This window comes from Streptomyces mauvecolor, from assembly GCF_039532965.1.
Lineage (GTDB): Bacteria > Actinomycetota > Actinomycetes > Streptomycetales > Streptomycetaceae > Streptomyces > Streptomyces violascens.
Genome location: NZ_BAAASQ010000002.1, coordinates 222,741 through 244,361, shown reverse-complemented (window position 1 = coordinate 244,361; position 21,621 = coordinate 222,741). Strand labels below are relative to the sequence as shown.

The 21,621-nt window shown below is 69.3% G+C and carries 20 protein-coding genes; 11 read left to right on the top strand and 9 right to left on the bottom strand.

The window, feature by feature from the left end:
* Window positions 1-37 precede the first annotated feature (37 nt).
* The 6 genes from murJ to trxA all read left to right on the top strand — a co-directional run bounded on the left by murJ (window position 38) and on the right by trxA (window position 7,307).
* The gene (gene murJ / locus ABD346_RS01845; RefSeq protein ID WP_344370908.1) at window positions 38-2,206 is read left to right on the top strand and encodes a murein biosynthesis integral membrane protein MurJ; all 2,169 of its coding nucleotides are present in this window, start codon (window positions 38-40) and stop codon (window positions 2,204-2,206) included.
* 128 nt (window positions 2,207-2,334) lie between these two features.
* Window positions 2,335-4,074, top strand: coding sequence for a protein kinase family protein (locus tag ABD346_RS01840; RefSeq protein WP_344370907.1), 1,740 nt, complete (start codon window positions 2,335-2,337; stop codon window positions 4,072-4,074).
* 107 nt (window positions 4,075-4,181) lie between these two features.
* On the top strand, window positions 4,182-4,871 hold the full coding sequence (sigM, locus tag ABD346_RS01835) for an RNA polymerase sigma factor SigM (RefSeq protein WP_344370904.1): 690 nt from the start codon (window positions 4,182-4,184) through the stop codon (window positions 4,869-4,871).
* Window positions 4,868-5,821 carry an anti-sigma factor gene (locus tag ABD346_RS01830; protein WP_344370903.1) on the top strand — a complete coding sequence of 318 codons (954 nt, stop codon included), beginning with the start codon at window positions 4,868-4,870 and terminating at the stop codon, window positions 5,819-5,821. The genes sigM and ABD346_RS01830 overlap by 4 nt, the downstream gene beginning before the upstream one ends.
* A 139-nt stretch (window positions 5,822-5,960) precedes the next feature.
* The gene (gene trxB, locus ABD346_RS01825; RefSeq protein WP_344370901.1) at window positions 5,961-6,920 is read left to right on the top strand and encodes a thioredoxin-disulfide reductase; all 960 of its coding nucleotides are present in this window, start codon (window positions 5,961-5,963) and stop codon (window positions 6,918-6,920) included.
* Window positions 6,921-6,971: 51 nt separating this feature from the next.
* Window positions 6,972-7,307 carry a thioredoxin gene (gene trxA / locus ABD346_RS01820; protein ID WP_053724716.1) on the top strand — a complete coding sequence of 112 codons (336 nt, stop codon included), beginning with the start codon at window positions 6,972-6,974 and terminating at the stop codon, window positions 7,305-7,307.
* A 79-nt stretch (window positions 7,308-7,386) separates the two neighbouring features.
* Here trxA and ABD346_RS01815 read toward each other — a convergent pair whose 3' ends face one another.
* The 9 genes from ABD346_RS01815 to rpmH form a co-directional block, all read right to left on the bottom strand.
* Entirely contained in the window at window positions 7,387-8,004 is a 618-nt protein-coding gene (locus ABD346_RS01815; protein WP_189969882.1) for a GNAT family N-acetyltransferase, read from the bottom strand.
* 307 nt (window positions 8,005-8,311) lie between these two features.
* A complete protein-coding gene (locus tag ABD346_RS01810) occupies window positions 8,312-9,409 on the bottom strand; it encodes a ParB/RepB/Spo0J family partition protein (RefSeq protein ID WP_344370899.1) in 1,098 nt (365 codons plus the stop codon).
* Window positions 9,406-10,482 carry a ParA family protein gene (locus ABD346_RS01805; RefSeq protein ID WP_344370898.1) on the bottom strand — a complete coding sequence of 359 codons (1,077 nt, stop codon included), beginning with the start codon at window positions 10,480-10,482 and terminating at the stop codon, window positions 9,406-9,408. Before ABD346_RS01805 ends, ABD346_RS01810 begins: the two co-directional genes overlap by 4 nt.
* 293 nt (window positions 10,483-10,775) lie before the next feature.
* Window positions 10,776-11,501: a 16S rRNA (guanine(527)-N(7))-methyltransferase RsmG gene (gene rsmG / locus ABD346_RS01800; protein ID WP_189969876.1), complete on the bottom strand. Its 726-nt coding sequence runs from the start codon at window positions 11,499-11,501 to the stop codon at window positions 10,776-10,778.
* Between the two features lie 109 nt (window positions 11,502-11,610).
* Window positions 11,611-12,123 carry a Jag family protein gene (locus ABD346_RS01795; RefSeq protein WP_344370897.1) on the bottom strand — a complete coding sequence of 171 codons (513 nt, stop codon included), beginning with the start codon at window positions 12,121-12,123 and terminating at the stop codon, window positions 11,611-11,613.
* 14 nt (window positions 12,124-12,137) lie between these two features.
* Complete coding sequence (gene yidC / locus ABD346_RS01790) at window positions 12,138-13,424, bottom strand: membrane protein insertase YidC (protein WP_344370895.1); 1,287 nt, start codon at window positions 13,422-13,424, stop codon at window positions 12,138-12,140.
* Window positions 13,425-13,427: 3 nt separating this feature from the next.
* The gene (yidD, locus tag ABD346_RS01785; RefSeq protein WP_078966182.1) at window positions 13,428-13,763 is read right to left on the bottom strand and encodes a membrane protein insertion efficiency factor YidD; all 336 of its coding nucleotides are present in this window, start codon (window positions 13,761-13,763) and stop codon (window positions 13,428-13,430) included.
* The gene (gene rnpA / locus ABD346_RS01780) at window positions 13,760-14,131 is read right to left on the bottom strand and encodes a ribonuclease P protein component (protein WP_100575618.1); all 372 of its coding nucleotides are present in this window, start codon (window positions 14,129-14,131) and stop codon (window positions 13,760-13,762) included. The genes yidD and rnpA overlap by 4 nt, the downstream gene beginning before the upstream one ends.
* A gap of 20 nt (window positions 14,132-14,151) precedes the next feature.
* On the bottom strand, window positions 14,152-14,289 hold the full coding sequence (rpmH, locus tag ABD346_RS01775; RefSeq protein ID WP_006381191.1) for a 50S ribosomal protein L34: 138 nt from the start codon (window positions 14,287-14,289) through the stop codon (window positions 14,152-14,154).
* Window positions 14,290-14,670: 381 nt separating this feature from the next.
* Between rpmH and dnaA the strand changes: the two genes are divergently transcribed.
* The 5 genes from dnaA to ABD346_RS01750 all read left to right on the top strand — a co-directional run bounded on the left by dnaA (window position 14,671) and on the right by ABD346_RS01750 (window position 21,294).
* Window positions 14,671-16,494: a chromosomal replication initiator protein DnaA gene (gene dnaA, locus ABD346_RS01770; RefSeq protein ID WP_344370892.1), complete on the top strand. Its 1,824-nt coding sequence runs from the start codon at window positions 14,671-14,673 to the stop codon at window positions 16,492-16,494.
* 961 nt (window positions 16,495-17,455) lie between these two features.
* Window positions 17,456-18,586 carry a DNA polymerase III subunit beta gene (dnaN, locus tag ABD346_RS01765; RefSeq protein WP_053724723.1) on the top strand — a complete coding sequence of 377 codons (1,131 nt, stop codon included), beginning with the start codon at window positions 17,456-17,458 and terminating at the stop codon, window positions 18,584-18,586.
* A gap of 132 nt (window positions 18,587-18,718) precedes the next feature.
* Complete coding sequence (gene gnd / locus ABD346_RS01760; protein ID WP_344370889.1) at window positions 18,719-19,594, top strand: phosphogluconate dehydrogenase (NAD(+)-dependent, decarboxylating); 876 nt, start codon at window positions 18,719-18,721, stop codon at window positions 19,592-19,594.
* A 42-nt stretch (window positions 19,595-19,636) separates the two neighbouring features.
* Window positions 19,637-20,758 carry a DNA replication/repair protein RecF gene (recF, locus tag ABD346_RS01755; RefSeq protein WP_344370887.1) on the top strand — a complete coding sequence of 374 codons (1,122 nt, stop codon included), beginning with the start codon at window positions 19,637-19,639 and terminating at the stop codon, window positions 20,756-20,758.
* Window positions 20,755-21,294, top strand: coding sequence for a DciA family protein (locus ABD346_RS01750; RefSeq protein ID WP_344370885.1), 540 nt, complete (start codon window positions 20,755-20,757; stop codon window positions 21,292-21,294). Before recF ends, ABD346_RS01750 begins: the two co-directional genes overlap by 4 nt.
* Window positions 21,295-21,621 lie beyond the last annotated feature (327 nt).

Here is a 21,621-nt window from a genome sequence, read left to right as displayed (position 1 = left end):
GTGGCCGGTCGGCCGGGGACGATGAGGTGGGGTAACCATGAACGCGCCGTACGACGGTGACCGTGGGCAGGGCGCTGGCAGCGGTGCCGCGCCCTCCGGGGGCATGCCCCCGGCACCCGCCCAGCCGGGCCAGGTCCCGCCGCCGCAGTCCGCGCCCGACCCGTACGTCCAGGACGCCTATGCCTACGACCCCTACCGGTCGCAGGACCTCTCCGCCCAGGACCCGGTGGCCGAGGCGCTCTACGACCGCGCCGCGCACCCGCCACCGCCCCCGGGCACCTACGCCGAGCAGCCGCCGCTCTACCAGCAGCCCGCCGCCCAGCAGTACGCGCCCGACCCGCGGATCTGGGCGCAGACCCCGCCGCCCGAGCCCGAGGGCCCCTCGCGCCATCTGCCGTACGGCGACGACGCGCGGACCACGCAGTTCGTGGGCGTCGACGACCTGGTCACCCAGGCGGGTGAGGAACTGCCCGAGCAGGACGCGTTCGCCCACCTCTACCGGGACCAGCAGCAGACGGGCCAGCCACCGGCTCCCTCGGCGCCGGAACAGGCCCCCGAGCCGCCCCCGAAGCCGGCCGGTCGCGCCTCCAGCCTGATGAAGTCCAGCGCCGTGATGGCCGCGGGCACCCTGGTGTCCCGCCTCACGGGCTTCGTACGCAGCCTGGTGATCACCGCGGCGCTGGGTGCCGCTCTGCTCGGCGACACCTTCACCATCGCGCTCACCCTGCCGACGATGATCTACATCCTCACCGTCGGCGGCGGTCTGAACTCGGTGTTCGTGCCCCAGCTGGTGCGCTCCATGAAGGACGACGAGGACGGCGGCGAGGCCTACGCCAACCGTCTCCTCACCCTCGTCATGGTGGCGCTCGGCACCATCGTCGCGCTCGCCGTCATCGGGGCGCCGCTGCTGATCCAGCTGATGTCGCCGACCATCGGCAACGACGAGGCCGCCAACAGCGTCGCCGTCACGTTCGCCCGCTACTGCCTGCCCACGATCTTCTTCATGGGCGTGCACGTGGTGATGGGCCAGATCCTCAACGCCCGCGGCAAGTTCGGCGCGATGATGTGGACCCCGGTCCTCAACAACATCGTGATGATCTGCACGTTCGGCCTGTTCATCTGGGTGTACGGCACGTCCGCCGAGTCCCACATGGGCGTCCAGACCATCCCGCACGACGGTGTCCGGCTGCTCGGCATCGGCACGCTGCTCGGCCTGGTCGTGCAGGCCCTGGCGATGCTTCCCTACCTCCGCGAGACCGGCTTCCGCTTCCGGCCGCGCTTCGACTGGAAGGGCCACGGGCTCGGCAAGACGGTCAAGCTCGCCAAGTGGACCGTGATGTTCGTGCTCGCCAACCAGGCCGGCGTCATCGTCGTCACCCGGTTCGCCACGGCGGCGGGCAAGGAGTCCGGGCGCTCCGGCGCGGGCTTCCTCGCCTACTCCAACGCGCAGCTGATCTGGGGCATGCCGCAGGCCATCATCACCGTCTCGGTCATGGCTGCACTGCTGCCGCGCATCTCGCGTGCCGCGCACGACAACGACCCGGGCGCGGTCCGCGACGACATCTCGCAGGGCCTGCGGAACTCGGCGGTCGCGATCGTGCCGGTCGCCTTCGCGTTCCTCGCGCTCGGCGTCCCCATGTGCACCCTGCTGTACGCGTCCAGCGGCGTCCAGGCCGCCCAGTCCATGGGCTTCATCCTGATGGCGTTCGCACTCGGCCTGATCCCGTACTCCGTGCAGTACGTCGTCCTGCGCGGCTTCTACGCGTACGAGGACACCCGCACGCCCTTCTACAACACGGTCATCGTGGCCGCCGTCAACGCGGCCGCCTCGGCCGTCTGCTACGTAGTACTGCCCGCCCAATGGGCGGTCGTGGGCATGGCCGCCGCATACGGCCTGGCCTACGCCGTGGGCGTCGGGGTGGCTTGGCGGCGGCTGCGCAACCGGCTGGGCGGCGATCTGGACGGTGCGCACGTCCTGCGTACGTACGCCCGGCTCTGCCTCGCCGCGGTGCCGGCCGCGGTGGCCGGTGGCGCTGTCGGCTTCGGCCTGCTGAGGTTCCTGGGCGAGGGCGCGGGAGGATCGGTCGTGGCGCTGGTCGCCGGCGGTGCCGTACTGCTCGGCATCTTCTTCCTCGCGGCCAAGCGGATGCGCATCGAAGAGCTCAACGCCATGGTCGGTATGGTGCGCGGGCGGCTCGGCCGCTGAGGCCGGAGCCCGCGCACAACCATCGTCGGTCACCGCGTGTCGTGCATAGTGCCGGACTGTGGGCACAATTGGCATGACTTTGCATGGCTGGCCTACAGCACGCAACGGATGGGGAGGCAGGAGCGACGGTGGCGGAACGTAGCACGGCTGCCGTCGACGTGGCCGACAACAGCGGCGACAACCCGCTGACCGCCAAGGCGGACAAGGCGACGACCGACGGGGTGACGGAGTCCATCGACACGGCAGACACGGCTGAGCAGAGCACGAACGGCACCGGCGGCGAGCGCAAGGCCACCGAGCCGACGATCGCGACGCCCGAACTGCACAGCGGCCACAAGCTGGCCAGACGCTACCGTCTCGAGGAGTGCGTCACCCGTCTGGACGGTTTCAGCAGCTGGCGTGCCGTCGACGAGAAACTCCGCCGGGCCGTCGGCGTCCACCTGCTGCCCGCCGACCACCCGCGAGCGCGCTCCGTGCTGGCCGCCGCCCGCTCCTCCGCGCTGCTCGGCGACCCCCGCTTCGTGCAGGTCCTGGACGCCGTGGAGGAGAACGACCTCGTCTACGTCGTGCACGAGTGGCTGCCCGACGCCACCGAGCTGACCGCCCTGCTGGCGCTCGGCCCGCTGGAGGCGCACGACGCCTACCAGATGGTCACGCAGGTCTCCCAGGCCATGGCGGCCGCCCACCGCGAGGGCCTCGCCCACCTCAGGCTCACCCCGAGCGCGGTCCTGCGGACCTCGACGGGGCAGTACCGCATCCGCGGCCTGGCCGTCGCCGCCGCGCTGCGCGGCATCAGCTCCGACACACCGCAGCGAAGCGACACCGAGGCCATCGGCGCCCTCCTGTACGCCGTCCTCACCCAGCGGTGGCCCTACGAGAGCGATGCCTACGGTCTGCACGGCCTGCCCAAGGGCGTCGGGCTGATCGCCCCCGACCAGGTACGGGCGGGCGTGCACCGGGGCCTCTCGGAACTCGCGATGCGGGCCCTGGTCAACGACGGGGCCACCGCGTCCCGCCAGGAACCGCCCTGCACGACCCCGGACGAGCTGGTCAAGGCCGTCGGGGAGATGCCGCGCATCCGCCCGCCGGAGCCCGCGTTCACCGCGCCGCCCGAGTACCAGCGCACCACCTACCAGCAGGGGACGTACGGCCGCCCGGCCGCGGGCCCCGGCCCCTCCGTCACCCAGCCCGTGACGCCCCCGCCCCCGGCGCTCCAGGGACGCACCGGCAAGGCCCTCAAGTGGGCCGTCTCGGCGCTCCTGATCGCCGCGCTGGGCCTCGGCAGCTGGCAGCTCGCCGATGCCCTGCTCCACCGCGACAAGGGCGGCTCCACGGAGACGGGCAACACCCAGACCACGGACCACGGCGACGACAAGCAGAGCAAGCCTCTGTCTCCGCTCAGGATCGCCGACGTCACCGAGTACTCCCCCAGCGGTTCCGGGATACAGGAGAACCAGGTCAAGAACGCCGTCGACGGCGATCCCAGCACCGCATGGATCACGCCTCAGTACAAGGGCTACCCCAACTTCGGCAACCTCCCCAACCGCAAGGACGGCAGCGGGTTGATCGTCGATCTCGGCAGCACCCAGAGCGTGTCGGCCGTGGACATCGCGTTTTACCGCGCGGGTCAGACCGTAGAGGTCATGGCTGCCGCCCCGGGGGCGACTCGTCCGAGCGCTCTAGGAGACTTCCCCAAGCGGCTGAGCGACCTCAAGCCGGTCGGCAGCAGCCTCGCGCTGTCGCTCAACAAGCCAGTGAAGACCAGGTACCTCCTCGTCCGGATAACGTCACTGCCCAACGACGGCACGCCAGAGGAATTCCGGGGCGGCATTTCCGAGATCACACTCAAGGGCCAGAAGGCGGACTAGCAAAGCGGTGGAAGCCCACCGCGGCCTGCGGCTCTTGGCGAGCCTGTGAAGCTGTGGTGTGCTACCCCTGTTCCGGCTTCCAGTGCCGGGGAAGGGAGCGGGTCTGGGTGTCTGACGACACGGATCAGGATCTGCTATCCCGCCACGTCGCCGGCGACCCCGACGCCTTCGGTGAGATCGTGCGGCGGCACCGCGACCGGCTGTGGGCGGTGGCGCTGCGCACGCTGGGGGACCGTGAGGAGGCCGCTGACGCCGTCCAGGACGCCCTCGTCTCCGCCTACCGGGCCGCCCACACCTTCCGCGGTCAGTCGGCCGTCACCACGTGGCTGCACCGCATCACGGTGAACGCCTGCCTCGACCGGGCCCGCAAGGCGGCCTCCCGCAAGACGTCCCCGGTCGACGACACCGAGCGTCTGGACCAGCTCCTCGAGCCGCACGAGTCGGCCGAGGCCCCTGCCGAACGGCAGGATCTGCACCGGCAGCTCATCGAGGCCCTGGGCACCCTTCCGCCGGACCAGCGCGCGGCACTCGTACTCGTCGACATGCAGGGATACCCCGTGGCGGAGGCGGCTCGCATGCTCGATGTCCCCACAGGGACGGTGAAGAGCCGGTGCGCTCGGGGGCGGGCACGGCTGTTGCCGCTGCTCACTCATCTGCGCGATGACGCGGGGGGTAGCGGTGAGTCCGGTGGGGGAAGGAACCGGACGCCGGGGACATCCGTCCCACCGGCGTCGGGCACGAACGATGCAGGACCGAGCGATTCGGCTGCCGTGAAGGGCGGAGGTGGGCGCACGTGACATCCACGACCGGAACGACACAACACCCGGACGTCTCGGAGATCTCCGATCTCACCGAGGGCCTTCTGCCTCCGTCCCGCACGACGGACATCCGTCGGCACTTGGAGGACTGCGCACTCTGCGCCGATGTCCGGGCCTCCCTCGAAGAAATCCGTGATCTGCTCGGCACGCTGCCCGGGCCGCAGCGCATGCCCGCGGAGGTTGCCGGACGTATCGACGCGGCGCTCGCCGCGGAAGCCCTGCTGAACGCCACGGCGCCCGACGAACCCGCCCGTGAAACCACGCATGTTTCACGTGAAACAGTCGCTGCGGAGACCGAGCCGGCACGCGACACCACCCCGATCTCCGCCAGTGCCGACCTCCCGTCGGCCGACCGTCCCGCCGGGCACAGCCGCGCGGCCACCGGTCCCGGCCGCGCCGCCAAGGCACGCCGACGCCGTACGGCCGTGCTCAGCGCGGTGCTCGGCGCCGCAGCCATCGGCGCGGGGATCTTCTTCGTGCAGAACAGCCAGTCGCCGTCGTCCCCCCGCGCCGACCACACTCTCTCCGGCACGCCTGTGCCCGGCGCCACCGTCTACTCCTCGGGCATGCTCGAAGGGCGGGTCCAGTCGCTCCTCGCAGCCCAGCATGGTCAGACCGCCCAGAACGCGCCCTCGGCGAAGATCGCACCGTCGACCAAGAACGCGCCCAGCGACGAGAACTCCCGCGACACCGTACGCTCCGCCGTCAGCGTCCCCTCCTGCGTCCAGGCGGCGACCGGGCGGCCCTCTCAACCGCCTCTGGCTGCTGAGCAGGGCACGTACGAGGGGGCCACGGTGTATCTCGTCGTGCTGCCCGACCAGGCGAACCCCGCCAACGTGGAGGCGTACATCGTCGACGCCGCCTGTGAGAGTGCCAACCCGTCGGCCCCGGGGAAGCTACTGCTGACTCACTCCTACCCGCGCGGCTGAGGCCTCGCACAAGACGCGTCTCCGCGCTGCCCGTCCGGTTCGGGAATGCATCCCCCGTAGGATCCGTTGGGTGGGGTGAGAGTCCTGGACCGGGGCCCCGACAGGCAGTAGGCAGTCCGCAGAGACGAGGAAGAAACCCGTGAGCGACGTCCGTAACGTGATCATCATTGGCTCGGGCCCGGCCGGATACACAGCCGCGCTGTACACCGCACGTGCGTCGCTGAAGCCGCTGGTGTTCGAGGGCGCCGTCACCGCCGGTGGTGCCCTGATGAACACCACCGAGGTGGAGAACTTCCCGGGCTTCCAGGACGGCATCATGGGCCCGGAGCTCATGGACAACATGCGCGGCCAGGCCGAGCGCTTCGGCGCCGAGCTGGTCCCGGACGATGTCGTCGCCGTCGACCTGACCGGCGAGATCAAGACTGTCACGGACACCGCGGGCACGGTCCACCGCGCCAAGGCCGTCATCGTCACCACCGGCTCGCAGCACCGCAAGCTGGGCCTGGCCAACGAGGACAAGCTGTCCGGCCGCGGTGTCTCGTGGTGCGCCACGTGCGACGGCTTCTTCTTCAAGGACCAGGACATCGCCGTGGTCGGTGGCGGCGACACCGCGATGGAGGAGGCCACCTTCCTTTCGCGCTTCGCCAAGTCGGTCACGATCATCCATCGCCGCGACAGCCTGCGCGCCTCCAAGGCGATGCAGGAGCGTGCCTTCGCCGACGAGAAGATCAAGTTCGCGTGGGACAGCGAGGTCGCCGAGATCCACGGCGACCAGAAGCTCTCCGGTCTGACGCTGCGCAACACCAAGACCGGCGCCACCTCCGAGCTGCCGGTGACGGGCCTCTTCATCGCCGTGGGCCACGACCCGCGCACCGAGCTCTTCAAGGGCCAGCTCAACCTGGACGACGAGGGCTACCTGAAGGTCGACGCCCCGTCGACCCGCACCAACCTGACGGGTGTCTTCGGCGCCGGCGACGTCGTCGACCACACCTACCGGCAGGCCATCACGGCCGCCGGCACCGGCTGCTCCGCCGCCCTCGACGCCGAGCGCTTCCTCGCCGCCCTGGCCGACAGCGAGAAGGCCGCAGCCGGCGTCTGATCCGCCCGTTCCAGCTTCCCCCCTCCCCCCAACACCCCTTAGGAGACTGCCGTGGCCGGCACCCTGAAGCACGTGACCGACGCCGACTTCGACGAGGTCGTCCTCAAGAGCGACAAGCCCGTCCTCGTGGACTTCTGGGCCGAGTGGTGCGGCCCCTGCCGCCAGATCGCCCCGTCGCTGGAGGCCATTGCCGCCGAGCACGGCGACCAGATCGAGATCGTCAAGCTCAACATCGACGAGAACCCGACGACCGCCGCCAAGTACGGCGTGATGTCGATTCCGACGCTCAACGTCTACCAGGGCGGCGAGGTCGCCAAGACGATCGTCGGTGCCAAGCCGAAGGCCGCGCTGCTGCGTGACCTCGACGTCTTCATCGCCGAGAAGTAAGTCTCGACGCGCTCGTTGTTTCACGTGAAACGGGCCCGCTCCCTCATGGGGGCGGGCCCGTTTCGCATGGGAACACCTTCTACAACGGCCTGAGGGCCGGCTCCTTCTGAACCGCGCCGAGCAACCGGTCCAGGGCCAACTCGACGTCTTCCTTCCAGGACAGCGTCGTTCGCAGTTCGAGCCGCATCCGCGGATATCTCGGGTGGTGCCGTACGGTCTTGAAGCCGACCGCCAGCAGATGATCGGCGGGCAGCACACAAGCGGGCTCCCGCCACCGCGCGTCTCCGAACGCCTCGATGGCCTTGAAATTACGGCGCAGCAGATCCTTGGCGACCGTCTGCACCAGCACTCTCCCCAGCCCCTGCCCCTGATAGCCCGGCATGATCCATCCCGTTATCAGCTGTACGGCGTCGGCGGACACCGGGCTGGTGGGAAACGCGGTGGATCGGGGTACGTAGGCCGGGGGCGCGTAGAGCACATAGCCGACCGGGATGTCGTCGACGTACACGACCCGGCCGCAGGAGCCCCATTCCAGGAGCACTCCCGAGATCCAGGCCTCCTTCTCCAGTTCGGGTCTGCCCGCCTTTACCGCGGCTTCTCCGCTGACCGGATCGAGCTCCCAGAAGACGCAGCCTCGGCAGCGCTTGGGGAGGTCCGGAAGGTTGTCCAGCGTGAGCGGTACGAGCCGACGCCCCATGGAGGCTGTTCCTCACTTCCCTCGCCTGCCGCACTCTGCGCGGCCGACAGCGCGCTCCACTCCCGGAGCAGACTGCCGACGAACCCGCCGACCGCCCCGAGACCGAGCCCCGCCGTCACCAGTTGAGTGCGGCTCACCGTTCGCATGGCCCCCGCCCTCCTTAGAGGATGGATCAAGGTGGATGTGCCATACCAGAACGCATCGTATCCACCGCATCACGGCGGGGATACCGTCCGCATGCAAAGGGCGGGCCGTGTTTCCGGTATGAACCGGCACACGGCCCGCCCTCAAGCGGCACCGAACGGACTCAGCTGTCGTCGTCCTCCGACGCGTCCTCGGCGAGGCCCTTCTCCAGGACCCGCCCCTCGCCCGGGGCGAGGGTGCCGAGAATCCTCTCCAGATCGTCCATCGAGGCGAACTCGACGACGATCTTCCCCTTCTTCTGGCCCAGGTCGACCTTCACCCTCGTCTCGAAGCGGTCCGAGAGCCGGGTCGCCAGGTCGGAGAGCGCCGGAGACAGCCTCGTCCCCGCCCTTGGTCCCTTGGCCTTGGGAGCGGCCTGGGGCTCCGAGGACATCAGGCTGACGATCTCCTCGACCGCCCGCACCGAGAGACCCTCGGCCACGATCCGGTGGGCGAGCCGATCCTGCTCTCCGGTGTCCTCCACCGAGAGCAGCGCCCTGGCGTGGCCCGCCGAGATGACGCCGGCGGCGACCCTGCGCTGCACCGGAGCCGAAAGACGCAGCAGACGCAGCGTGTTGGAGACCTGCGGCCGCGAGCGGCCGATGCGGTCCGCCAACTGGTCATGAGTGCACTTGAAGTCCCTGAGCAACTGGTCGTAGGCGGCGGCCTCTTCCAGCGGGTTCAGCTGGGCCCGGTGGAGGTTCTCCAGGAGGGCGTCAAGCAGAAGCTTCTCGTCGTCCGTCTCCCGGACGATCGCGGGGATCCGCTCAAGACCGGCCTCACGGCAGGACCTCCAGCGCCGCTCGCCCATGATGAGCTCGTAGCGCTCGGGGCCGGTCTGCCGGACGACGACAGGCTGGAGAAGGCCAACTTCCTTGATGGAGGTGACCAGTTCGGACAGCGCGTCCTCGTCGAACACCTCGCGCGGCTGGCGCGGGTTGGGCGTGATGGAGTCGATCGGCAGCTCGGCGAAGAAGGCACCTGCCGGGGTAACCGGCTCCGGCACAGCCTCCGGCTCGGGCTCCGGAGCTGTTTCACGTGAAACAGGGACCGATGGCAACGTCGCCACCTTGGCGGCCGCCACCCCTCGCTCCGCCGTCAGAACCGGCACCGCCGACGGGGACGTGGAAGCCGTCCCCACCGAGGAGCCCGGCTTCTCCTGCGTGGCGGACGGGATCAGCGCACCGAGCCCACGCCCCAATCCTCTGCGTCGCTCACTCACTGGATCCCCTCCGACATGCTGTGCTGGTTGTTCTGGTTGACCACATGCGAGTGCGTGGGGTCGTACTGCACTCCGACACCGCGCAGGGCGATCTCGCGGGCAGCTTCGAGATACGAGAGCGAGCCACTGGAGCCGGGGTCATAGGTGAGCACCGTCTGCCCGTAGCTCGGCGCCTCGGAGATACGGACCGAGCGCGGAATGCTGGTCCGCAGCACCTCCTTGCCGAAGTGGCTGCGCACCTCGTCAGCCACCTGCGAGGCGAGCCGGGTCCTGCCGTCGTACATGGTGAGCAGGATCGTCGACACATGCAGCGCCGGGTTGAGGTGGCCGCGCACGAGGTCGACGTTCCTCAGGAGCTGGCCCAGGCCCTCCAGTGCGTAGTACTCGCACTGGATCGGGATCAGGACCTCGGCCCCCGCGACCAGTGCGTTGACCGTCAGCAGGCCCAGCGAGGGCGGGCAGTCGATGAGGATGTAGTCCAGCGGCTGCTCGTACGCCTGGATGGCGCGCTGCAGTCGGCTCTCCCGAGCCACCAGGGACACGAGCTCGATCTCCGCACCGGCGAGATCGATCGTGGCCGGTGCACAGAAGAGACCCTCGACGTCCGGGACGGGCTGGACCACTTCGGCGAGGGGCCTGCTCTCGACCAGGACGTCATAGATCGAAGGAACTTCGGCGTGGTGGTCGATACCCAGCGCCGTCGAGGCGTTGCCCTGCGGATCGAGATCGACGACCAGGACCCGTGCGCCGTGCAGCGCAAGGGAGGCGGCGAGGTTGACCGTGGTCGTGGTCTTCCCTACGCCGCCCTTCTGGTTGGCAACGACCATGATTCGGGTCTGCTCCGGCCGGGGCAGACCCTCGCCGGCACGGCCGAGAGCTTGCACCGCCAGCTGGGCAGCGCGACCGATGGGGGTGTCGTCCATCGGGGGCGGTGTTTCACGTGAAACATCCTCCCCCACCGATTCGGTTCGGGGACCGGGGACCGGATCGGTCATCGGTCCCGCGATGTTGGCGTCGGACCGCAAGGATTCACTCTCCTCGACTTCAGGCTCGCAATGAACAGAGCCTCCCATGTCTTCGGGGTCGTGAACCAGCGAGGCCCGGTCTTCTGTGGATGAATCCACCTCTGTGGACAACTCCGTAGCCCCCGCGGGGGACTCGGGGCCCCCTGCGAACGGCCTACGGTCGCGCGGCGAGGAAGCCGCACGGCCGCGGCTGATGATTCCGTGCAGCAGTGAGCGACGTTTCACGTGAAACACGATGCATCCGCGCTACCTGGAGACCGTTACGACACTCCGAAATGCGTACGTATGCCGCCTTCTATGGAGCATTCGTCCACTGAACGCCCCCGACCGGGGGCGAAAGCTCAGCGACGACGCCGGGTGCGGCTGGTCCTGGCGGCCTTGGCGCGCTTCGCGGCGAACCGCACGCCGCCGGGGCTCTCGCCGACCTCGACCCGTACGACCGTGGACAGCGGGTCCACAATGCCCTCACCCACGTGAAGCACCGTGGTCTCCACCACACCGAGCTTGCTCAGCGCGGCGCGCGCACCCACGATCTCCTCCTCGGCCGTGTCGCCCTTGAGCGCGAGCATCTCGCCGTACGGACGCAGCAGCGGCACGCCCCAGCCGGCCAGCCGGTCCAGCGGTGCCACCGCGCGGGCGGTCACCACGTGAACCGGTGCGACCTTGCCCAGCATCTCCTCGGCGCGGCCGCGCACCACGGTGACGTGGTCGAGGCCCAGGAGCTCCACGGCTTCCTGGAGGAAGTTGGTGCGCCGCAGCAGCGGCTCGAGCAGCGTGATCTTCAGGTCCGGGCGCACCAGCGCCAGCGGGATACCGGGCAGCCCCGCACCCGAGCCGACGTCGCAGACCGTGACGCCCTCCGGGACGACCTCGGAGAGCACCGCGCAGTTGAGCAGGTGCCGCTCCCACAGACGCGGTACCTCGCGCGGCCCGATGAGACCTCGCTTGACCCCCGCATCCGCGAGCAGCTCCGCATACCGCACGGCCTCCGGGAAGAACTCACCGAAAACCGCCCGCGCCTCTTCGGGCGCCGGGGGAAGCTCCGCTGCTGCCTCTGCCTCCGTCACGGGGACCGTCCTTCCCTACCTCGCGTTACCGCACTGTGGTGGCTGACTATCAGGCTGACAAAGATCGGCCCCGCCTGCGAACAGACGGGGCCGAGAAAGCAATGACCGCTCAGGCGGGCAGCACGACGACGAAGCGCTGCGGCTCCTCGCCCTCCGACTCGCTGCGCAGCCCCGCCGCCGCGACGGCGTCGTGCACGACCTTGCGCTCGAACGGCGTCATCGGGTCCAGCTTCACCGGCGCACCGGTGCTCTTCACCTCGTCCGCCGCCTTGGCACCCAGCGCGGCGAGCTCCGTGCGCTTCTTGGCCCGGTAGCCGCCGATGTCCAGCATCAGCCGGCTGCGATCACCGGTCTCACGGTGCACCGCGAGGCGCGTGAGCTCCTGAAGCGCCTCCAGCACCTCGCCGTCCCGGCCGACGAGCTTCTGCAGGTCACGGCTGCTGCTGTCACTGATGATCGAGACCGCGGCCCGGTCCGCCTCGACGTCCATGTCGATGTCGCCGTCGAGGTCGGCGATGTCGAGCAGGCCCTCGAGGTAATCGGCGGCGATCTCCCCTTCCTGCTCCAGGCGGGAGAGGGTGTCGACGCCCTCAGCGGCCGGGGAGGTGGTGCCTTCCGTCACGGATGGACTCCTTCTTACTTCTTGGACGGGTGCTTGGGCCGCTGCTGACCCTTGCGCTGACCCGACTTGGCTCGTGCCTGGCCGGCGGTGGGCTTGCCCTGCTTCGGCTTGGCATCCTGCTTGGGCTTGGCGTCCTGCGGCTCGGCCTTCTTCTCGACCGCGTCCGGGGTCTCGGAGGAGTCCTTCGACAGCGAGGGCTTCGCGGCCGCGTCGTCCTGCTGAGCCGCGCCCGACTGCCGCTGCGCCTTGGTCTGCCGCTTGGGCTGCTGGCGCTTGGGAGCCGCCGCGCCCTCGGCCTCTGCGGCCGCCGTGTCGCTCTTCACCACGGAGCCGTCCGCCTGGGCCGCGAAGCCCTGCTTGGAGAGCGTGGTGACGAACTTGCGCTCGTTGTCGTTGCGGTCCGGGCCCTTGGCCACGATGGCCTGGACGACGGCGCGGCGCCGCTTGCCGCGGACCTCGCCGTGCGCGGAAACGCTCTTGACCAGGCGGTCCAGGTAGTGCGCCTGGGCCTTGGAACCCGGCGTCGGGTTCTGGTTGATGACGTACATCTGCTGGCCCATGGTCCACACGTTGGTGGTCAGCCAGTAGACGAGGACACCGACGGGGAAGTTGATGCCCATCACGGCGAACATGACGGGGAAGACGTACATCAGCATCTTCTGCTGCTGCATGAACGGCGTCTTGACCGTGAGGTCGACGTTCTTCGTCATCAGCTGGCGCTGGGTGAAGAACTGCGAGGCCGACATCAGCACGATCATGATCGCGGTGACGACGCGGACGTCGGTCAGCGTCGCGCCGAGGCTCTCGACCTTCGAGGCGCTGTCCATGAACTTCGCGGCCAGCGGGGCACCGACGATGTGGGCCTTCTGGGCGCTCTCGAGCAGCGGCTGGTTGATGACGCCGATGGTCTTGCCGTTGGCGATGCCGGCGAGCACGTGGTAGAGCGCGAAGAAGAACGGCGACTGAGCGAGGATCGGAAGGCACGAGGAGAGCGGGTTGGTGCCCGTCTCCTTGTACAGCTTCATCATCTCTTCGGACTGACGCTGCTTGTCGCTCTTGTACCGCTCCTGGATCGCCTTCATCTTCGGCTGGAGCGCCTGCATGTTCCGGGTCGACTTGATCTGCTTCACGAAGAGCGGGATCAGGCAGATACGGATCAGCACCACAAGGGACACGATCGACAGGCCCCAGGCCCAACCCGTGTCCGGCCCGAAGATCGCGCCGTACAACTTGTGGAACTGGACGATGACCCAGGAAACAGGCCAGGTGATGAAGCTGAACAGACTGGCAATCGTGTCCACTAATCAGGCTCCTTGAGCATTGGGCGGGGTCTCTGCGGCCGGGCTTGTCTCGGTCTCAGCGGCGGACTGCCCGCCCTTGTCGCCGCGCCAGGCAGCGCGCAGCGCCTCGTGCCATCGAGGTCGCTTGCGCTCCGGTACGTAGTCCACACCGCCCGGCGACCACGGATTGCACCGCAGAATGCGCCAGGCGGTCAGGGCTGTGCCTTTGACGGCACCGTGCCGGTCGATCGCCGTATATCCATAGTGGGAACACGACGGGTAGTACCTGCAGACGGGCCCCAGAAGTGGGCTGATCGTCCACTGGTACAGCTTGATCAGGGCCAGCAGCGGGTACTTCATCGCGCGCCCCCTCCCAGCAGCCGCGCGAGGGCGGCGTCCAGGTCTCGGGCCAGCTGTGCATGGTCTGCATCGCCCGCACCGGGCAATGCCCGTACGACCACCAGGCTACCGGGGGGCAACTGGGGCAGCCGTTCGCGCATGAGATGGCGAAGCCTGCGCTTCACCAGGTTGCGGACGACAGCCACGCCGACGGCCTTGCTGACAACGAAACCCGCACGCGTCGGGGGAGCGCTCTCCCCAGGCGCATGCGGGTCCGTTGTACCGCTGCGTAGATGGACGACGAGGAGCGGGCGGCCGGCCCGGCGTCCTCGGCGTACCGCGGTCGCGAAGTCCTCGCGCCGCCTCAGCCGATTCTCGGTAGGCAGCACGTCATGACCTGTTAGCTGATTTACGCGGACAGGCTGGCGCGACCCTTGCCACGGCGGTTCGCGAGAATCGCGCGGCCAGCGCGGGTACGCATCCGCAGGCGGAAGCCGTGGGTCTTGGCGCGGCGACGGTTGTTCGGCTGGAAGGTGCGCTTGCTCACTCGGGGGCTCCAGAAATGATTCGTTGGCGGCGGGACATCGCCTGGCTGTCACCGTGCGCCCACGAGTAGCTCGCGTATACGCCCGTGTGCACCGCTTCACGATCACAGATCGTGATCTTTGCCCATCGGAGGCAGGCGGCAGCAGCCATCGACAACTCGACCTGGTTACGGTACGCGCGGCTACGCCATCCGGTCAAACCGGCGTCCGACCGGGCCCCGGTATGCACAGGCTGTGGACAACAACTTGAACCACATCAGTGGGCCCGACTACCGTGGCTGAACTCCGAATCTTTTCCCCATCTGTCCTTGCCTGTCTGTCTGTGCCAACCCATCCCGTCCCGAGAACCACACATTCGTGGGACCTGCGAGAGAGCGTGCCCTGTGGCTGACGTACCTGCCGATCTTGCCGCAGTGTGGCCACGAGTGCTGGAGCATCTCCTCGGGGAGGGGCAGCAGGGCATCGAGCCCAAGGACAAGCAGTGGATCGAGCGCTGCCAGCCGCTCGCGCTGGTGGCGGACACCGCGCTGCTCGCCGTGCCCAACGAGTGGGGCAAGCGCGTCCTGGAGGGCCGGCTCGCCCCCCTGATCAGTGAAACGCTGAGCCGGGAGTGCGGCCGCACCATCCGGATCGCGATCACCGTCGACGACTCGGTGGGCGAGCCCACGCCGCCCGCCCCGCAGCAGCCCTCGCAGCAACAGCAGCAGCCGCGCTACCAGGACGACCCCTACGCCCGGCCCGCCGACGACGGCCTGCCCACCGCGCGCCCCGCCTACCCCGGCGAGTACCAGCAGCGCTCCGAGCCGGGCTCCTGGCCGCGCGCCCAGGAGGACCTCTGGCAGCAGCCCCGCCTCGGCGGCTTCCAGGACCGGGACGCCTCGGGCGAGCAGTGGCGCGAGCCCTACGGCGGCGCCCGCCCGCAGCAGCCCCAGCACGACTACCGCCCGCAGCAGCTGCCCGAGCGCGGTCAGTACGACCAGGACCGCGGCCAGTACGAGCAGGGCCGCCCCTCCTACGACCAGCCCAAGGCACAGCCATTCGAGCAGCAGCGCCATGAGCAGCGGTCCGAGCGGCGTGAGCTGCCGGACGCGCAGCCCCCGCAGCGCGGCGGCTCCGGCCACCTCGCGCCGTCCCCGTCCGGCGGGGCGCCCGCGCAGGGCGGCCCGGGCGAGCCGCATGCGCGGCTGAACCCGAAGTACCTCTTCGACACCTTCGTCATCGGCTCGTCGAACCGGTTCGCGCACGCCGCGGCCGTGGCGGTCGCCGAGGCGCCGGCGAAGGCGTACAACCCCCTCTTCATCTATGGGGAGTCGGGCCTGGGCAAGACCCATCTGCTGCACGCGATCGGGCACTACGCCCGCAGCCTGTACCCCGGCACCCGGGTGCGGTACGTGAGCTCCGAGGAGTTCACCAACGAGTTCATCAACTCGATCCGCGACGGCAAGGGCGACACCTTCCGCAAGCGCTACCGCGATGTCGACATCCTGCTGGTCGACGACATCCAGTTCCTGGCGAGCAAGGAGTCGACGCAGGAGGAGTTCTTCCACACCTTCAACACGCTCCACAACGCCAACAAGCAGATCGTGCTGTCCTCGGACCGGCCGCCCAAGCAGCTGATGACCCTGGAGGACCGGCTGCGGAACCGTTTCGAGTGGGGCCTCACCACCGATGTGCAGCCGCCCGAGCTGGAGACGCGTATCGCGATCCTCCGTAAGAAGGCGGTGCAGGAGCAGCTCAACGCCCCGCCGGAGGTGCTGGAGTTCATCGCGTCCCGCATCTCGCGGAACATCCGCGAGCTGGAGGGCGCGCTGATCCGGGTGACGGCGTTCGCCTCGCTGAACCGGCAGCCGGTGGACCTGGGGCTCACCGAGATCGTGCTCAAGGACCTGATCCCCGGCGGCGAGGACTCGGCGCCCGAGATCACCGCGAGCGCCATCATGGCGGCGACCGCCGACTACTTCGGTCTGACGGTGGAGGACCTCTGCGGCTCCTCGCGCAGCCGCGTCCTGGTGACGGCCCGCCAGATCGCCATGTACCTGTGCCGCGAGCTCACCGACCTCTCCCTGCCCAAGATCGGGGCCCAGTTCGGCGGACGCGACCATACGACGGTGATGCACGCCGACCGCAAGATCCGGGCGCTGATGGCCGAGCGCCGCTCCATCTACAACCAGGTCACCGAGCTCACCAACCGCATCAAGAACGGCTGACGAAGCCGGTACGGACACCCACAAGGGCGCCCGGGGATCCATTCTCCGGGCGCCCTTCGGCGTTCCCAGCCCCCGGTCCGGCCCCCAGTCCGGCATTCGGTCCGGCCCTCCGTCCGAGCCCGACCGGACACCTGAGAGGCCTCCGAAACGCCTCCGCGAGGCCCCTCAATACGTGCGTACGACGCCGAAGGAAGCGTGTGTACGAGTCCGGCAGCGCCTCCGGCGTTCGAATACCGGCTGGTCAGAGGCGGTTCTCCACAGATCTGGGGACTTTCCTCCGTCCACACCCTGGGGACTGTGGAGTTGTCCAGATTGCTTCCACAGGCGCGGCGGCTGATACTCCATCACCCCAGGTCAACAGCCTGTGGATTTGTGGGCATCCCCGCTCCACAGCTTGTGGACGAATCCTCTGTCCACAGTCTGTGGATTCAGTTGTCCACCGGCGGCCCACAGGTCTTGATCCGTTGTCCCCAGCTTCTCCACAGCACTGTCCACTGTTCGGCAACGAAACACCCGGGATCACCGGACCGAGTGAAAGCCGTCACACGAAGGGGACGGGTTGGCCTGTGGGGAACCTGGGTAAAGCTGGGGACAGCGTTGGGGAGAAGTACCCCTGCCCTGTGCATGGGATGTGCAGAACTTTCGGGCGTCCACAGAAACCATGAGTTGTCCACCGGCTCCACCCACAGGGGCGGTGGACAAAAAAGTGGGTGTGACCTGCGCAAACGGGGTTATCCACGGTTTCCACAGCCCCTACTACTACTCCCACATAGAGTTAGCTCGGAATCCGTTTCGAAGTGGGGCCTGTGCACAACTGGCCGCCGGAGCTCCTGGCGCCGCTCGACGCGACTTGACCCCGACTCGCACCGACTGTCAGCGGCGTACGTCAGACTGGTCCCCGGCGATACAGCCGACGACGAAAGCCAGCAGGGCGAGCCAGCAACAGCAGGAGGCGGTTCCGGTGAAGATCCGGGTGGAGCGCGATGTACTCGCGGAGGCGGTGGCCTGGGTGGCCCGCAGCCTCCCGGCCCGTCCGCCCGCGCCCGTACTCGCGGGCCTTCTTCTGAAGGCGGAGGACGGCGCGCTCAGCTTCTCCAGCTTCGACTACGAGGTCTCGGCGCGGGTCTCGGTGGACGCCGAGGTCGACGAGGACGGCACGGTGCTCGTCTCCGGCCGCCTTCTCGCCGACATCTGCCGCGCTCTGCCCAACCGCCCGGTGGAGATTTCCACAGACGGTGTACGGGCGACCGTGGTCTGCGGCTCCTCGCGATTCACACTCCACACCCTTCCTGTGGAGGAGTACCCGGCGCTGCCGCAGATGCCGACCGCCACGGGCACCGTTCCCGGTGAGGTCTTCGCCTCCGCCGCCGCCCAGGTCGCCATCGCGGCCGGCCGCGACGACACGCTGCCCGTCCTGACCGGTGTGCGCATCGAGATCGAGGGCGACACGGTCACCCTGGCCTCCACCGACCGCTACCGCTTCGCGGTCCGCGAGTTCCTGTGGAAGCCGGAGAACCCGGAGGCCTCCGCGGTCGCCCTGGTGCCCGCCAAGACGCTCCTGGACACCGCCAAGGCCCTCACGAGCGGCGACACGGTCACCCTGGCGCTGTCGGGCTCCGGTGCCGGTGAGGGCCTGATCGGCTTCGAGGGCGCCGGCCGTCGCACGACCACACGCCTTCTCGAGGGCGACCTGCCGAAGTACCGGACTCTTTTCCCCACCGAGTTCAACTCGGTCGCGGTGATCGAGACCGCTCCGTTCGTCGAGGCCGTCAAGCGCGTGTCCCTGGTGGCCGAGCGCAACACCCCGGTGCGGCTGAGCTTCGAGCAGGGCGTCCTCATCCTGGAGGCCGGTTCCAGCGACGACGCACAGGCTGTGGAAAGGGTCGACGCCAACCTGGAGGGCGACGACATCTCGATCGCCTTCAACCCGACGTTCCTGCTCGACGGCCTGAGCGCCATCGACTCGCCGGTCGCCCAGCTCGCGTTCACCACCTCGACCAAGCCGGCGCTGCTCAGCGGCAAGCCCGCCCTGGACGCCGAGGCGGACGACGCGTACAAGTACCTGATCATGCCGGTGCGCCTCTCCGGCTGAGTGGCTTGAACACGTACGCCCCGGGCCTCCCGGGGCGTACGTCTGAGCGGCTGACCCCGCAGGTGTGTACCAAGGCCCCGGCGTAGGCTCGGACGCGGGTACGAAAACGCCACAACGTCAAAGGATCATGTGATGGAGCTCGGTCTCGTCGGCCTCGGCAAGATGGGCGGCAACATGCGCGAGCGCATCCGCCGCGCAGGCCACACCGTCATCGGTTACGACCGCAACCCGGACGTCGCCGATGTCCACAGCCTCAAGGAGCTTGTGGACAGTCTCAAGGGCCCGCGGGTCGTGTGGGTGATGGTCCCGGCGGGCGCCGCGACGCAGTCCACCATCGACGAGCTCGCCGAGCTCCTGTCGCCCGGCGACATCGTGGTGGACGGCGGCAACTCCCGCTGGACGGACGACGAGAAGCACGCCGTCGAGCTGGGCATCAAGGGCATCGGCTTCGTCGACTGCGGCGTCTCCGGCGGCGTCTGGGGCCTGGAGAACGGCTACGCGCTGATGTACGGCGGCGACGCCGAGAACATCGCGAAGGTCCAGCCGATCTTCAACGCGCTGAAGCCCGAGGGCGACTTCGGCGCGGTGCACGCGGGCAAGGTCGGCGCCGGCCACTTCTCGAAGATGGTCCACAACGGCATCGAGTACGCCATGATGCAGGCCTACGCCGAGGGCTGGGAGCTCCTGGAGAAGGTCAACTCGGTCACCGATGTGCGCGAGGTCTTCCGCAGCTGGCAGGAGGGCACGGTCATCCGTTCCTGGCTGCTCGACCTGGCCGTCAACGCCCTGGACGACGACGAGCACCTCGACAAGCTCAAGGGCTTCGCGCAGGACTCCGGCGAGGGCCGGTGGACCGTGGAGGCCGCCATCGACAACGCCGTTCCGCTGCCCGCGATCACCGCTTCGCTGTTCGCGCGCTTCGCGTCCCGGCAGGACGACTCCCCGCAGATGAAGATGATCGCCGCGCTGCGCAACCAGTTCGGCGGCCACGCGGTCGAGTCCAAGTAGCTGTACAGAGCAGTAGGTAAGCCGGGGGAGGTCGGCGACACCATGCACGTCACGCATCTCTCGCTGGCCGACTTCCGCTCGTACGCCCGGGTCGAGGTTCCGCTCGATCCGGGCGTCACCGCTTTCGTGGGGGCGAACGGGCAGGGCAAGACCAACCTCGTCGAGGCCGTGGGCTATCTCGCCTCGCTCGGCAGCCACCGCGTGTCCTCGGACGCGCCGCTGGTGCGCATGGGGGCCGAGCGCGCCGTGATCCGCGCCGCCGTCACCCAGGGCGAGCGCTCCCAGCTGATCGAGCTCGAACTGAACCCGGGCCGCGCCAACCGGGCCCGCATCAACAGGTCCTCGCAGGTCAGGCCGCGCGATGTGCTGGGGATCGTACGCACCGTGCTGTTCGCGCCGGAGGACCTGGCGCTGGTCAAGGGCGACCCCGGGGAGCGGCGCCGGTTCCTCGACGAGCTGATCACCGCACGCTCGCCGCGGATGGCGGCCGTACGGTCCGACTACGACCGGGTGCTCAAGCAGCGCAACACCCTCCTGAAGTCCGCCGCGATGGCGCGCCGGCACGGCGGCCGTGGCATGGACCTGTCCACCCTCGACGTGTGGGACCAGCACCTGGCCCAGGCCGGCGCCGAGCTCCTGGCCCAGCGCCTCGACCTCATCGCCGCGCTCCAGCCCCTCGCGGACAAGGCGTACGAGCAGCTCGCCCCGGGCGGCGGTCCGTTGGCCCTCGAGTACAAGCCGTCCGCACCCGGCGACGGGCACACCCGTGAGGAGCTGTACGGCCAGCTCATCGAGGCTTTCGCGGACGTACGCAAGCAGGAGATCGAGCGCGGAGTGACGCTGGCGGGGCCGCACCGCGACGACCTGGTGCTGCGCCTGGGCGAGCTGCCGGCGAAGGGGTACGCGAGCCACGGCGAGTCCTGGTCGTACGCCCTCGCACTGCGGCTCGCCTCGTACGACCTGCTGCGGGCCGAGGGCAACGAGCCGGTGCTCGTGCTCGACGACGTGTTCGCGGAGCTGGACGCCAGGCGCCGTGAGCGGCTCGCGGAGCTGGTGGCTCCGGGCGAGCAGGTCCTGGTGACGGCCGCGGTGGACGACGACGTTCCGGGGATCCTCGCGGGCGTCCGGTACGAGGTCGCGGCGGGCGAGGTGACGCGGGTATGAGCGAGGAATCCGGACCGGCCGAGCAGCCGAAGGTGCCCGAGGCCTCCGGCATCGACCTGGCGCGGGTCGCGCTGCGCGCGGCCAAGGAGCAGGCCAGGGCGCGGGGCCAGGCCGCGCAGGACAAGAAGCAGGCCCGGCGGGGCGGGCTGCGCTCGGGCGCCCGCGCGGACGGCCGCGATCCGCTGCCGCTCGGCTCCGCGATCAACGGGCTGATCAGGGAGAAGGCCTGGGAGACGCCGACCGCGGTGGCCGGAGTGCTCGGCCGCTGGCCGGAGATCGTCGGCGAGGAGCTCGCCAAGCACACGGAGCCCGGCCCGCACGACGCCGAGGAGGGGATCCTCGTCGTGCGGTGCGACTCGACGTCCTGGGCGACGCAGCTGCGACTGCTCGCGCCCCAGCTGGTGGCGCGCATCAACGCCGACCTGGGCCACGGCACGGTCCGGCTGATCAAGGTCTACGGCCCCAGCGGGCCGCCGCAGCGCTACGGCAAGCTGCGCGCGCCCGGGAGCACCGGGCCCGGCGACACCTACGGGTGAGCCGCCCCCGCGTGCCCGCGGCCGGCCGGGCCTCTTCACGCCCACGTCTTCAAGGATCGCGCCCGCCTCTTTGAAGGAGGGCGTAACGCCCTCCTCCCCAGGAGGCGGGCGTTCGCGCTTCCCGGACCTCTCCCACGCCCCTCCCTGGCACCCCCTGTGACGTGCGAAAACGGGGTGCGAGAGGGCTCTGGAAACCGGTGGGGAACATGAGGCGTCCCTCACGGTAGTCGGAGGTTGACAGGCCGAAGCGCTGAAAGCCCGTGTGAGGCTCTTGGGGCCCCTCCCCGAATATGGGGAGTCGGTCGGCGCCCGCTCAGGGCGGCACAT